Below are 12669 nucleotides of genomic sequence, written 5' to 3'. Positions count from 1 at the left end.
GGCCCCGGCCGGTCAGGCGCCCATCGTCCGGGCGAAGGTGTCCGGGTCGGCGTCGAAGCCGCGCAGGAACGGGTGGAACTCCCACGCGCCCGACCCGTTGCGGGTGAACTCCGCCACGGTCGCGGCCGTCGAGTCGGCGACGGCCGCGAAGTCGCCCCCGGCCAGCTCCGTGTAGCCCTCCACGACCACGAAACCGGTGCCGGCCACGTCGCCGAACACCATCCGCCCGCCGCGCTGCTGAATGGCGACGCCTACCACGACCCGGCCGTACTGGGAGCCCAGCCGGTCGAGTTCGAGGGTGATCACCTCGTCGTAGCCGAAGCCCTGGCCGTTCTGGCTGTCCCGGTTGAGGGTGATCGTGCCGTCCGGCGACCTGCTGTCGAAGTGCACGAGATACGCGGGCGGGCCGGCGGGTTCGCGCGCGTAGTAGGTCGCCGCGATGATGTCGAGATCGCTCGCGGGCGCGCCCAGCGGGCTCGGGTCCCACTTGACCCGGACCTCGACCTTCTCCGTCCCCTTGCCGAAGCCGCTCATCGGACCGCTCCCCCCGCTGGTTCACCGCTCGGACGGCCGCAGGGACCGTCTGTCTCGATTAACGCCGCTGCGGGGCGAGTTGTCCACCACGCCCCGCGCCCGCCCGTACCCGAACGGTTCCTTCCGGCCACGGTTCGAACGGCGCACACGGGTGTTCCGGGCGGTCAGGGCGGGGAACAACCGCGCGGGCCCGGGGATTGAGGAGGGGGAACGATCACCGAAGGGACGTACAGTGGATCTTCAACTCATCGGCCGCCGGGCCGTCGTGACCGGCGGGAGCCGTGGCATCGGGCTGGCCGTCGGCAGGGCGCTGGCCGCCGAGGGCGCCGATGTCGCGCTCGTCGCCCGCGACGCGGAGGCACTCGCCCGGGCCGCCGAGGAGGTCGCGGCGATCGGCGCCGGGCGGGCGATCGGCGTACCGGCGGACACCGGGGACGACGCGTCGGTCGCGGCGATGGCCGAGGAGGTCGTACGGAGGTTCGGCGGCGTGGACATCCTGGTCAACGCGGCCGCCCCCGCGAACCGCGGCGCCTTCCCGGAGAGCGCGCTGGAGGACCAGATCAATGTCAAGGTCCGCGGCTATCTGCGGACCGCCCGGGCGTTCGCGCCGCTGATGACCGCTCAGGGCTGGGGCCGGATCGTCAACATCAGCGGTCTCGCCGCGCGGCAGACCGGCTCGGTGGTGGGCTCGGTGCGGAACGTCGCCGTGGCCGCGCTGAGCAAGAACCTCGCGGACGAACTCGGCCCGCAGGGGGTCAACGTCACGGTCGTCCACCCCGGCGTGACCCGTACCGAACGGACTCCGCAGGTGCTCGCCGAGTTGGCCGAGGCGCGGGGCACGGACGTCGAGGAGGCCCTGCGGGTCATGGAGTCCGGGGTGTCCATCGGCCGTATGGTCACCGCGGAGGAGGTCGCCTCCGTCGTCGCCTTCCTCGCCAGCCCCCTGAGCGTCGCCCTCAACGGCGATCCGGTCGTGGCCGGCGGTGGCGTCCTGGGGCCGATCCACTACTGACGCCGGGACCCCGGGATCGCCGGAGTCCCGGACCGCCGTCGCGGCCCCCGGGCCGTCAGCCCTCGGGGTCGGACAGGAAGTGGCCCAGCGCGAGTGCCGCCGGCGGCAGCGCGCACAGCAGGGTGAACACCCCCTGCGGGCCCCATGCCTCGGCCGCGACGCCCAGGGCGGGCGCGACCAGACCGCCGATGCTGACCGCCAGGCCCAGGGTGACCCCGGCGGCGGTGCCGGGCCGGGTGGGGAGATAGTCCTGCCCCAGCTTGACCAGCACCCCGAAGGGGATGTTGAGCGCGACCCCGGCCAGCAGGGCGAACAGCAGCGGCGCCACCGCCCCCGGGGTCACCCGCAGGCCGACGAGCATCGGTACGGCCAGCAGCGCGCCCAGTTGGACGGTCCGCACCAGGCCGATCCGGTCGGCGATCCGCCCGCCGAGCAGCGTGCCGGCCACCCCGCCGACGAGGAACACGGCCAGCGCCGTACCGGCGACCAGCCGGCCGGCGTGCAGATGCCTGATCCAGAACAGCTCGATGAAGGTGATGACGCCGAAGAAGGCGACCGAGCGGACCACCTCGATGGAGGTCAGGACCATGAACGGGCCCCACCGGTCGGTGCCGGTGCCCGCCTTCGCCCGGGCGGGAGCGGCGGCGGGCCGGTGTCTGATCAGCACGAACGCGATCAGCAGGGCCGGCGGGATGAAGAAGACGGTCGCGCCGACGCCGTGCGCGACCAGCGCCGGAGTGGCCAGGACGGGCGCGAGGAAGAAGCCGACGCTGCCGCCCGCGGCGAAGACGCTCATGGCCGCGGTGCTCTCCCCGGCCGTCTCCCGGGCGCCCCTGCCCGCGGCGGGGTGGAACATCGCCACGCCGAGACCCGAGAGCAGGATCAGCGTCCAGACCAGGGCGTAGGAGTGCGCGAGACCCGACAGGCCCAGGCCGAGACCGGCGGTCGCGACACCCGCCGAGGCGAGCCACGCGAGCCGGTGGCGGTCGACCAGGACGCCGATGAACGGCTGCGGCACGGAACTGCCCAGCGCGGCGGCCATCGTCAGACCGGAGGCCGCCAGATAGCTGTAGTGCCGGTCGAGCACGAAGTACGGCACGCAGGCCGGTACCAGGCCCTGGTACAGGTCGTCGACGGCGTGCGCGGTGGCCCACAGCCACATGCGCCGCAGGGCCGACCCGCCGCTCACGGCGGCGCGTTCAGGTGCTTCGGGGGGACGGGACGTCTGTGTCACGGTGGGACTCCTCGTTGCTGATGCGCTTCGAGGATTCCGGTCCGCACGGGCGGCGGGCTAGCGATAGTCTGCCTCATCATGTCCACAACCCGCCAAGGTGCCCAGGGCGCCGTCCGGGTGCTGCTCGCCCACCGGGAGCGCATCGCCTGGCACCACCACACGTTCCACCAGTTCATCCATCCGCTGCGCGGGGTGCTCCAGATCTCCACGCCCGCCGGCGACTGGATCGTTCCGCCGCACCGGGCGGTGTGGGTGCCCGCGCGGACCGAGCACGCCCACCGGGCGTACGGCGCGACCGACATGCGGGCCCTGGAGTTCGACGGCCCGGTCGACCCGCTGGGGTCGGCCCAGCCGTCCGTGCTCGCCGTCACCCCGCTGCTGCGGGAGGCGGTGGCGGCCCTCACCGACGACACCGGGCTGACCGCCGGCCAGCGCCGCAACATCGAGCGGGTCGTGCTCGACCAGCTGCGCCGGGTCGACGTGCTCAGGGTGCATCTGCCGCTCCCGGACGACCCGCGCCTCCAGGACGTCATGGCGCTGCTGCGCGAGGACCCCGCCGAACCCCGGACGCTCGCCGAACTCGGCCGGGCGGTCGGGGCGTCCGAACGCACGCTGAGCCGGCTGCTGCGCGACCGGACCGGGATGTCCTTCCCGCAGTGGCGCACCCAGCTGCGGCTGCATCACGCGCTCACCCTGCTCGCGGCGGGCGCCTCGGTCACGGAGACGGCCGTCGCCTGCGGCTACAGCGGGCCGAGCCCCTTCATCCAGGTCTTCCGCGGCGCCTTCGGCACGACCCCGGGCACCTACGCGCGCGAGGACGCGACCGAAGGGGCGGCCGGACCGGTCAGGAATGGAGAAGCACAGGTCACGAGCCGCGACTAGCGTGATCGTCATGGGCGTCACCGTCCACGGGACCTTCCTCCCGCACGGCGACCCGGGCACCTCCCGGGCCGGACGCCGTGCCACCCGGAGGACGTTCCCATGGCCGTCCCGCCCGTCCCGACCGGAACCACGACTTCAGGAGCGACCATGACCGGCTCTCCCACCCAGGGCATCAAGACCGTGCTGCACCCCGTGTCCGACCTGGCGGCGGCCAAGGCGGTGTACGCCGCCCTGCTCGGCGTGGAGCCGCAGGCCGACGCGCCCTACTACGTCGGCTTCGAGGCCGCCGGCCAGCACATCGGGCTGGTGCCCGGCGGCGGACCGCAGGGCATGACCTCGCCGGTGACCTACTGGCACGTGCCGGACATCGAGGCGAAGCTCGCCGAGGTCACCGCCGCGGGCGCCACCGTCAAGGAGGCCGCGCACGATGTCGGCGGCGGCCGCCTGGTGGCCACCTTCACCGACCCCGACGGCAATGTGCTCGGGCTGCTCCAGGACAGCTGAGCGCGGCCCCCGGACCGGAGGGGGCAGCAGGAGTGCCGCCCGGAGCTGGTTGAATCGGCCCGGGCGACTCGGATCGCGTCGGGTGACGTGAACCGGGCCGGGTGACCCGGTTTCGAGCCGGGCGACGCCGACGGAGACCGCGCGGGCGGCCCCGCGCAACAGATGGAGACACCATGAGCATGGCCACGGGACCGGGCACGCGGTCGCCCGCGCCGCACACCGCCGACAGCCACGAGGTGATCCGCGTGCACGGCGCGCGCGAGAACAACCTCAAGGACATCAGCATCGAGATCCCGAAGCGCCGGCTCACGGTCTTCACCGGGGTCTCAGGATCGGGCAAGAGCTCCCTGGTGTTCGGCACGATCGCCGCGGAGTCGCAGCGGCTGATCAACGAGACCTACAGCGCCTTCGTCCAGGGCTTCATGCCGACGCTCGCCCGCCCCGAGGTCGACGTACTCGACGGGCTGACCACCGCGATCGTCGTCGACCAGCAGCCGCTGCGTCCCGACGCCCGCTCCACGGTCGGCACCGTCACCGACGTCAACACGATGCTGCGCATCCTCTTCAGCCGGCTCGGGCAGCCGCACATCGGCCCGCCCAGCGCCTACGCCTTCAACGTCCCCTCGGTGAAGGCGAGCGGCGCGATCACCGTCGAGCGCGGCGCCAAGAAGGCGGTGAAGGCCACCTTCCACCGCACGGGCGGCATGTGCACGCGCTGCGAGGGCCGGGGCACGGTCTCCGACATCGACCTCACCCAGCTCTACGACGACTCCAAGTCGATCGCCGAGGGCGCGTTCACCATCCCCGGCTGGACGACGGACAGCTTCTGGACGGTACGGGTCTACGCCGAGTCGGGCTTCCTCGACCCGGACAAGCCGATCCGCGAGTACACCAAGAAGGAGATGCGGGACTTCCTCCACAAGGAGCCGACCAAGGTCAAGGTCGAGGGCGTCAACCTCACCTACGAGGGGCTGATCCCCAAGATCCAGAAGTCGATGCTGTCCAAGGACAAGGAGGCGCTTCAGCCGCACATCCGGGCCTTCGTCGAGCGGGCGGTCACCTTCACCACGTGCCCCGAGTGCGACGGCACCCGGCTCAGCGAGGGGGCCAGGTCCTCCCGGATCGGCGGGATCAGCATCGCCGACGCCTGCGCGAGGCAGATCAGCGACCTGGCCGACTGGGTCCGCGGCCTTGACGAGCCGTCGATGGCGCCGCTGCTGGCGGCGCTGGGGCAGACCCTCGACTCGTTCGTGGAGATCGGGCTCGGCTATCTCTCGCTCGACCGGCCGTCGGGCACGCTGTCGGGCGGCGAGGCGCAGCGCGTCAAGATGATCCGCCACCTCGGCTCCTCGCTCACCGACGTCACGTATGTCTTCGACGAGCCCACCATCGGTCTGCACCCCCATGACATCCAGCGGATGAACGGCCTGCTGCTGCGGCTGCGCGACAAGGGAAACACGGTGCTCGTCGTGGAGCACAAGCCGGAGACGATCGCGATCGCCGACCACGTCGTGGACCTCGGCCCCGGCGCCGGTACGGCGGGCGGCGCCGTCTGCTTCGAGGGCACCGTCGAGGGCCTGCGGACCGCCGGTACGATCACCGGCCGCCACTTCGACGACCGGGCCGCCCTCAAGAAGACGGTACGGACGCCCACCGGCACGCTGCCGATCCGCGGCGCGACGACGCACAACCTGCGGGACGTCGACGTCGACATCCCGCTCGGGGTGCTCGCCGTCGTGACCGGCGTCGCGGGCTCCGGCAAGAGCTCGCTCGTGCACGGGTCGCTGCGCCAGGAGGCCGTCGCCGGGGGTGTGGTGGCGATCGACCAGGGCACGATCCGCGGCTCGCGGCGGAGCAACCCGGCGACGTACACCGGCCTGCTCGACCCGATCCGCAAGGCGTTCGCGAAGGCCAACGGGGTGAAGCCCGCGCTGTTCAGCGCCAACTCCGAGGGCGCCTGCCCCACGTGCAACGGCGCCGGTGTCGTCTACACCGACCTGGCGATGATGGCCGGAGTCGCCACCACGTGCGAGGAGTGCGACGGGAAGCGGTTCCAGGCGTCGGTGCTCGAACACCACCTGGGCGGGCGCGACATCAGCGAGGTGCTGGCGATGTCGGTGAGTGAGGCCGAGGAGTTCTTCGGCGCGGGCGAGGCGCGCACTCCGGCAGCGCACACCGTCCTCGGCCGGCTCGCCGACGTCGGGCTCGGCTACCTCACCCTCGGCCAGCCGCTCACCACGCTGTCCGGCGGGGAGCGGCAACGGCTCAAGCTGGCCACGCACATGGGCGAGAAGGGCGGCGTCTACATCCTGGACGAGCCGACCGCCGGACTGCACCTCGCCGACGTCGAGCAGCTGCTCGCTCTGCTCGACCGGCTGGTCGACTCCGGCAAGTCGGTGATCGTCGTCGAACACCACCAGGCGGTCATGGCGCACGCGGACTGGATCGTCGACCTCGGTCCCGGCGCCGGGCACGACGGGGGCCGGGTCGTCTTCGAGGGCACGCCCGCGGAGCTGGTCGCCGCGCGGTCGACGCTCACCGGCGAGCACCTCGCGGCCTATGTGGGTGGCTGAGGGGCCGGTCGCGCCGGGCGCAGTACGTCCGTCCCGCCGCCGGCCGCGGGGGCTGTGGGAAACTGGGCGGGTGAGACGACCGGACCTCGACGACCTCGTCCGGCTGCGGCGGTCCCGCGACCGGATGGACCGCGACTACGCCGAGCCGCTGGACGTCCCCGCGCTGGCGCGGGACGCCCTGATGTCGGCGGGCCACTTCTCCCGCAGCTTCCGCGCGGCCTTCGGCGAGACGCCGTACGGCTATCTGATGACCCGTCGTATCGAGCGGGCCAAGGCGCTGCTGCGGCGCGGCGACCTCACGGTGACCGAGGTCTGCCTCGCGGTCGGCTGCACCTCGCTGGGGTCGTTCAGCTCGCGCTTCACCCAGCTGGTCGGCGAGAGCCCGAGCGCCTACCGGGCCCGGAGCCATGAGCACGGCGCCGTCATCCCGGCGTGCATCGCCAAGATCCACACGCGGCCGGTCAGGAAAGCGGACGCGAGCCCCGCCGCCCGGCCGTAACGTGACCGGCATGGACATCAGGCTCTCCCAGTGCTTCCTCGCCGTCGACGACCCCGACAAGGCGATCGCCTTCTACCGTGACGCGCTCGGCCTTGAGGTGCGCAACGACGTCGGGTTCGAGGGGATGCGCTGGGTGACGGTCGGGTCGCCGTCGCAGCCGGATGTGAACATCGTCCTGGAACCGCCCCTCGCCGATCCGAGCGCGTCCCCGGCCGACCGGCAGGTCGTCGCGGAGCTGCTGGCCAAGGGGCTGCTGCGCGGCGTGATCTTCGCGACGGACGACTGCGACGCCACGTTCCGGCGCGTCGGCGCCGCGGGCGGCGAGGTGGTGCAGGAGCCGGTGGACCAGCCCTACGGTGTCCGCGACTGCGCGTTCCGCGACCCGGCCGGCAACCTCCTGCGCTTCACCCAGCCCCTCCCCAAGTAGCCCCCCGCCCCGGGAAAGCGGCGCGGCCGCGGGGGCCCGAGCGGGGGGAAACGCCGCCCGGGACGGATCCATGACACGGTGGGGGTATGGAAACGCAAGCGTTGCCCCGGCGGTGCCACGAGAGTGAGCTGGCCGGCCTGTCCCGCACGTGCCCCTATTGCAGGAAGACGATCTACCCGGCCGCCGTCAAGGTCGAGGCCCTTGAGGAGCGGCCCGACCCGGCGTACACCCTCGACTGGTTCTGCCCCGACAGCGCGTGCAAGGGCAAGACCCGCATCCGCTGAGCCCCGGACGGCCCCTGCCCCGACATCCGCCCGCGTAGGCACGTACGCCCGCCCGGCCAGGGGCACGGCCGTACACACGTACGCCCGGCCAGGGGCACGGCCCCCACCGCATCACCCGCACCGCCGCCCGCGGCGCCTCACCGCACCGCCGCGGGCGAATTCGCGTCGTGGATCAGCAGCCGCGGCGCCCCGCTCCCGTCGGCCGGCGCCGCCCACACGTCCCAGCCGCCGCCGTGCCGCGGCAACCCGTACATCACCGTGCGGTCGTCCAGCCAGGCCGCCTGGTCGTCGACGCTGTGCTCCTCCGCGAGCGGCGTCTCCCGCATGGTCGCGAGGTCCAGGACGTACAGCCGCCACGGCCGGTTGGCGCTGGCGTTGACCCGCTTCTTGAAGACGATCCGGGTGTTGTCGGGCGACAGCGACGGGCACTCGACGTTCGTCCGCAGCGTGCGCGCGGTCCACTTCCGGAAGTCGCCCTTGACCAGGTACGTACGGCCCGAGGTGCGGACCGTGGCGTAGAAGGTGTTGTCGTCGGCGGCGAATCCGACACCCCAGTAGTTCACGTCGGCCGCGTGGTACGGCTTCCCGTCGAGGGTCAGCGGGATCTGCTCGACGGTGTCGACCAGCCGCCCGGTCCTGGTGTCCAGGATCGACGTACGGGTCGAGAAGTCGTCCCGCAGATAGGAGTCGCCCTGGACGAAGGTGGTCCAGGAGAGCATGGCCCCGCTCGCCGAGACCCGCGCCCGGTTGGGGAAGCCCTCGGCCTTGACCTCGCGCACCCGCCGCAGCGAGCGGTCCAGGACCGTGACATGCGTGGAGGGCACCGGGCCCTTGCGCTGCATGCAGATCCCGGTGCCGTCGGCGGCGTAGAGCCGGTCGCACAGCACGCTGCCGGTGGTCCGCGCGGCGCCCGGGCGGTCCAGGGGCACCGAGGCGATACGGCCGAAGCCCGCCCCCGGCGCGGTGTCGCGGAAGAGGATCTGCCCGGCCGTGTCCAGCCGTACGGTGCCGCTCGCGCCTCCTGAGCCGCTGTCACGGGTGCGCAGGACGTATCCGGTGACGGCGCAGGCGGCGACGAGGGCGACCACCACCAGGGTCAGCAGCCGGCTTCTGGTGTTCACGCGGTGTGCTCCTCACGCAGCGGAAGGATGATCAACGCCGCCGCGACCGCGACGACCAGGACGGCCAGGGCCACGGCGAGCGCGGTGTGCAGCCCCCACATCGACCAGGCCGCGCCGAACAGCACCGAGGACGCCAAAGTGGCCATCGACTGACCGGTCTGAATCAGCGACATACCCGCCGCCCGCAGATGCGCCGGCACCATCGGCCCGACGGCGGCCATCAGCACCCCGTCGGTGGCGGCGTAGAACACGCCGTGCAGCACGAGCGTGAGGACCACCAGAAGGGGACCGCCCACCGGGCCGAACAGCAGCAGATACGCGCAGAGCAGGGCGGCGTAACCCGCCACGAACACCCGCAGCCGGCCGGCCTTGTCGGCGAACCGGCCGAGCGGCATGGCGAGCAGCAGATACGCGCCCGTGGTGCCCAGCGGCAGCAGCGGGAAGTACTCCTCGGAGATGTCCAGCCGCTGCTGGATCAGCAGATAGACGAACGAGTCGCTGAGCGTCACCGTGCCCAGCAGCAGGACGCCGACGCCCACCCGTCGAAAGCCCGGCCGGAGCAGCAGCGCGAGCACCGCGCGTACGGTCGCCCGCTCGCCCTGCTCCATCGGCTGCCGCCGGTCGCGGACGAACAGGACCAGGATCATCACCGCGAGCGCGGCGACGCAGAAGCTCGCCACGAACACCGTGTCGTAGTGGCCGGGCGTGGCCAGCAGCAGCCCGAAGGCGGCCAGCGGACCGAGGAACGCGCCGGTGGTGTCCAGCGCCCGGTGCGCGCCGAAGGAACGCCCCAGCGTCTCCGGGGTGCTGCTCAGCGAGATCAGCGCGTCGCGCGGCCCGGTGCGCAGGCCCTTGCCCGTACGGTCGGCGGCGATCACCGCGCCCAGCACCGGTACGGAGGCGCCGGCCGCGAGCAGGCCCAGCTTGCAGGCCGCCGACAGCGCGTATCCGCTGCCCGCCACCAGCTTGCGGCGCTGCCAGCGGTCGGCCGCGTGGCCGCCGGCGACGCGGACCAGTGCGGTGACGCCGAAGTACATGCCGTTGAGCGCGCCGAACTGGAGCGGGCTCAGGCCGAGGGTGAAGATGACGTACATCGGCAGCACCGCGGTGATCATCTCGGAGGAGATGTCCGTCACCATGCTGACCGATCCGAGCGCGAGCACATTGGCGTCCACGCCCGCCCGCCACCACGTCCCGCGCGCGCGGCGGCCGGCCGGGGAGGCGGTGTCCGAGGCGGTGTCGGAGGCGGCCGGGGACTTGGCGGACACGGGCGGCGCCGGTGACTCCGGGTGGCCGCCGGCCCGGCTCGACGAGATGTACATGACTGTCCTCTCTGACGGAATCACTCACGGGGAGGGGGCCCGCCGGCCGGGACATACCGGCCGGCGGGCCCGTGAGCAGCTGGTCAGCTGTCGATCCGGTACGAGTCGCCGTAGGTCTTCCACTTCAGCGGCGGTTTGAGGTCGAGATTCCCGTCGGTGAGGAAGACGCGCTGTTCGGTGTCCACCCGGCTGGTGTCGTCATGTGCCGCCTCGGTCTTCATCGCGGCCTTGCGGGCGTCGAGGAAGGCGTTGAGGTAGGTGGTCTCGTTGCCGCCCTGCGCGGGCGTCTTGGCCTTCTTCATGGCGGCCTTGCGGATGCCGCCGAAGCTGGTCGCGTCGTCGCCGGGGCCGTGCATCACGATCGCGTCGTAGTACATGAACTGCCCGAGCGCGCGCAGGCCGTCGGCCTTGGCCTGGGTGACCGCCGGGTTGAAGTACACCCGGTCGAGTTCGTCGTTCTGCGCCTGCTGGAAGACACCGTCCTTGGCGGCGGTGTGCCAGTCGGCGACGAAGTTCGGGTCGAGGCCGGAGTGCAAGGCGGTGCCGTTGACCTTCTTCAGCGCGGGCAGGTACTTGGCGAGGACATTGCCCGGCTTGAGGTCGGTGTAGTGCTGGACGAGGTCGAGCATGTCGCCGGTGCCCGAGCAGAAGCCGACGATCCCGGCGGTGTAGCCGCGGCCGTCGTCGATGTCCTCGATGTAGGTGTACTGGGCCTTCCAGTCGAGCGAGGAGTTCTCCGCGGAGGAGACCAGCTCCATCGCGATCTCCCGCTTGTGGGAGTCCGTCAGGTCGGCGCCGGTCCCGGCGGGCGGGGTGGTCGGCGGAGTGGTCGGCGGGGTGGTGGGAGGGGTGGTCGGGGGAGTCGTGGGCGGAGTCGTCGTGGGAGTTGTCGGGGACGTGGTCGTACCGGCGCCGTACACCTCGAACTCGTACAGCGAGTAGCCGTAGGACGTGCCGCGCTTGGTGCCGTTCATCCGCACATAGCGCCCGTGGCCGCTCACCGTCAGGTCGTCGGTGCCGCCGTCACCCTTGGTCGTGCTGTAGACCGTCGTCCAGGTCTTGTTGTCAGGGGAGGTGTCGATCGTGTACGACTTCCCGTACGCCGCCTCCCAGTTGAGCTTCACCCGGCTCAGCGCGGTGTCGGCGCCGAGGTCCACCGAGATCCACTGCGGATCGGAACCCTCCTTGCTGCCCCAGCGGGTGGACGTGTCGCCGTCCACGGCCTTGGCGCCGCTGTACGAACTGCTCTCGGTGGACGAGGTCGTCGTCGGACGTCCGAGCGCGAGGTTCACCGTCCCGGCCGGCGGGGTCGTCGGCGGCGTGGTGGGCGGGGTGGTGGGCGGTGTGGTCGGAGGCGTGGTCGGCGTGGTGCCGCTCAGGTCCCAGATGTCGGTGATCGGGGTCGCCGAGGCCGCGCTGCCGAGGGCGGGCAGCCCGTACATGTCCTCCAGCGTGCGCAGCACCGAGTAGTGGTTGTACTTGGTCTTGGACTTCGCGCCCGTCTTGACGTGCGCGCCGACGATCATGGTCGCGATCTGGTTGGTCGAGTCGTCCCCGTCGTCCTCGTCCCAGGTGAGCACGAGGGCGCTGTTGTGCGTCTTGGCCCACTGGACGTAGCCGTCGAAGTGGCTCTTGAGCCAGGTGTCGCCCTGCTTGACGGTGCCGTCGTGCATGTCGTTGTCGAGGTTGGGCGTCACGAACGACACGTCGGGGAGCTTGGTGTAGTCGGTCGGGAAGCGGCTGTAGCGCAGGTTCGAGGCCGCCGGGACGTTGGCGAAGTCGACCCAGCCGTTGTGCTTGCGGGCGTAGCCGCTGTCGCCGTCGTCGCCGCAGTCCTTGGAGCCGTCGGCCGGCAGGTCCTCGGAGTAGCCGACGAAGGAGTGACTGTGCGTCAGGAGCTGGTTGCCGAGGTTGTCGGCGCTGAAGTCGTGCGGGCAGTCGTCGTCGGCGACGCTGTGGGTGGAGCCGGAGAACAGGGCGATGTAGTTGCCCTGGCTGGGGTGCGTGGTGCCGTGGAAGTTCGAGAAGGACGCGCCTTGCGTGGCAAGGGAGTTGATGTACGGAGCATTGCTGCTGCCGACGATGTCCTCGTAGAACTTGTTCTCCTCCATCACGACCACGACGTGGTCGAACTGGGGGATGCCGTTGGCGGTCACGCCGGCCGGGGCCGCCGTGGCGGCGGCGTTGTTGGTGGACGCCATGGCGGTGGCGGTCAGGCCGAGCAGGCTCACGGCCACGCTGAGGCCGGCCGCGACGAGTGCGCGGCGGGTCCGCCGG

The 12669-nt window shown here is 71.9% G+C and carries 12 protein-coding genes and 1 pseudogene; 7 read left to right on the top strand and 6 right to left on the bottom strand.

Going from position 1 to position 12669, the window contains the following annotated elements; translation table 11 throughout:
* Nucleotides 1-12: 12 nt before the first annotated feature.
* Nucleotides 13-534, bottom strand: coding sequence for a TerD family protein (locus OHA30_RS02730; RefSeq protein ID WP_328912165.1), 522 nt, complete (start codon nt 532-534; stop codon nt 13-15).
* A gap of 232 nt (nt 535-766) precedes the next feature.
* Here OHA30_RS02730 and OHA30_RS02725 point away from each other — a divergent pair, with 232 nt between their 5' ends.
* Nucleotides 767-1546 (top strand): SDR family NAD(P)-dependent oxidoreductase, encoded by a 780-nt coding sequence (locus OHA30_RS02725; RefSeq protein ID WP_328912164.1) that lies wholly within the window; start codon nt 767-769, stop codon nt 1544-1546.
* A gap of 55 nt (nt 1547-1601) precedes the next feature.
* Here OHA30_RS02725 and OHA30_RS02720 read toward each other — a convergent pair whose 3' ends face one another.
* Nucleotides 1602-2780: an MFS transporter gene (locus tag OHA30_RS02720; protein WP_328912163.1), complete on the bottom strand. Its 1179-nt coding sequence runs from the start codon at nt 2778-2780 to the stop codon at nt 1602-1604.
* 78 nt (nt 2781-2858) lie between these two features.
* On the opposite strand from OHA30_RS02720, the gene OHA30_RS02715 reads away from it, so the two are divergent.
* From OHA30_RS02715 to OHA30_RS02690, 6 genes are all read left to right on the top strand, one after another.
* A complete protein-coding gene (locus OHA30_RS02715) occupies nt 2859-3662 on the top strand; it encodes an AraC family transcriptional regulator (protein WP_328912162.1) in 804 nt (267 codons plus the stop codon).
* Between the two features lie 147 nt (nt 3663-3809).
* Nucleotides 3810-4166: a VOC family protein gene (locus OHA30_RS02710; protein ID WP_328912161.1), complete on the top strand. Its 357-nt coding sequence runs from the start codon at nt 3810-3812 to the stop codon at nt 4164-4166.
* Nucleotides 4167-4339: 173 nt separating this feature from the next.
* Nucleotides 4340-6739: an excinuclease ABC subunit UvrA gene (locus tag OHA30_RS02705; RefSeq protein WP_328912160.1), complete on the top strand. Its 2400-nt coding sequence runs from the start codon at nt 4340-4342 to the stop codon at nt 6737-6739.
* A gap of 70 nt (nt 6740-6809) precedes the next feature.
* Nucleotides 6810-7238, top strand: coding sequence for a helix-turn-helix transcriptional regulator (locus OHA30_RS02700; RefSeq protein ID WP_328912159.1), 429 nt, complete (start codon nt 6810-6812; stop codon nt 7236-7238).
* A gap of 10 nt (nt 7239-7248) precedes the next feature.
* A complete protein-coding gene (locus OHA30_RS02695; RefSeq protein WP_328912158.1) occupies nt 7249-7665 on the top strand; it encodes a VOC family protein in 417 nt (138 codons plus the stop codon).
* A gap of 86 nt (nt 7666-7751) precedes the next feature.
* Entirely contained in the window at nt 7752-7949 is a 198-nt protein-coding gene (locus tag OHA30_RS02690; RefSeq protein ID WP_328912157.1) for a hypothetical protein, read from the top strand.
* A gap of 137 nt (nt 7950-8086) precedes the next feature.
* Here OHA30_RS02690 and OHA30_RS02685 read toward each other — a convergent pair whose 3' ends face one another.
* From OHA30_RS02685 to OHA30_RS02670, 4 genes and pseudogenes are all read right to left on the bottom strand, one after another.
* Complete coding sequence (locus OHA30_RS02685; protein WP_328912156.1) at nt 8087-9070, bottom strand: TolB family protein; 984 nt, start codon at nt 9068-9070, stop codon at nt 8087-8089.
* The gene (locus OHA30_RS02680; protein WP_328912155.1) at nt 9067-10392 is read right to left on the bottom strand and encodes an MFS transporter; all 1326 of its coding nucleotides are present in this window, start codon (nt 10390-10392) and stop codon (nt 9067-9069) included. Before OHA30_RS02680 ends, OHA30_RS02685 begins: the two co-directional genes overlap by 4 nt.
* Nucleotides 10393-10475: 83 nt before the next feature.
* Entirely contained in the window at nt 10476-11312 is an 837-nt protein-coding gene (locus OHA30_RS02675) for a chitosanase (RefSeq protein ID WP_405786166.1), read from the bottom strand.
* An 18-nt stretch (nt 11313-11330) separates the two neighbouring features.
* Nucleotides 11331-12503: pseudogene (locus OHA30_RS02670) on the bottom strand (alkaline phosphatase family protein); the annotation flags it as partial.
* Between the last annotated feature and the right edge of the window lie 166 nt (nt 12504-12669).

Source organism: Streptomyces sp. NBC_00223 (assembly GCF_036199905.1).
Taxonomy (GTDB): Bacteria; Actinomycetota; Actinomycetes; order Streptomycetales; family Streptomycetaceae; genus Actinacidiphila.
Note: the sequence above shows the minus strand (reverse complement) of the source record. Positions and strands in the feature narration are given on the sequence as shown.

What these genes read in the sequence shown, in the direction of transcription:
- OHA30_RS02730 (WP_328912165.1), bottom strand. Translation starts at nt 534, where the DNA reads ATGAGCGGCTTCGGCAAGGGGACGGAGAAGGTCGAGGTCCGGGTCAAG.
- OHA30_RS02710 (WP_328912161.1), top strand. Translation starts at nt 3,810, where the DNA reads ATGACCGGCTCTCCCACCCAGGGCATCAAGACCGTGCTGCACCCCGTG.
- OHA30_RS02695 (WP_328912158.1), top strand. Translation starts at nt 7,249, where the DNA reads ATGGACATCAGGCTCTCCCAGTGCTTCCTCGCCGTCGACGACCCCGAC.
- OHA30_RS02705 (WP_328912160.1), top strand. Translation starts at nt 4,340, where the DNA reads ATGAGCATGGCCACGGGACCGGGCACGCGGTCGCCCGCGCCGCACACC.
- OHA30_RS02715 (WP_328912162.1), top strand. Translation starts at nt 2,859, where the DNA reads ATGTCCACAACCCGCCAAGGTGCCCAGGGCGCCGTCCGGGTGCTGCTC.
- OHA30_RS02690 (WP_328912157.1), top strand. Translation starts at nt 7,752, where the DNA reads ATGGAAACGCAAGCGTTGCCCCGGCGGTGCCACGAGAGTGAGCTGGCC.
- OHA30_RS02680 (WP_328912155.1), bottom strand. Translation starts at nt 10,392, where the DNA reads ATGTACATCTCGTCGAGCCGGGCCGGCGGCCACCCGGAGTCACCGGCG.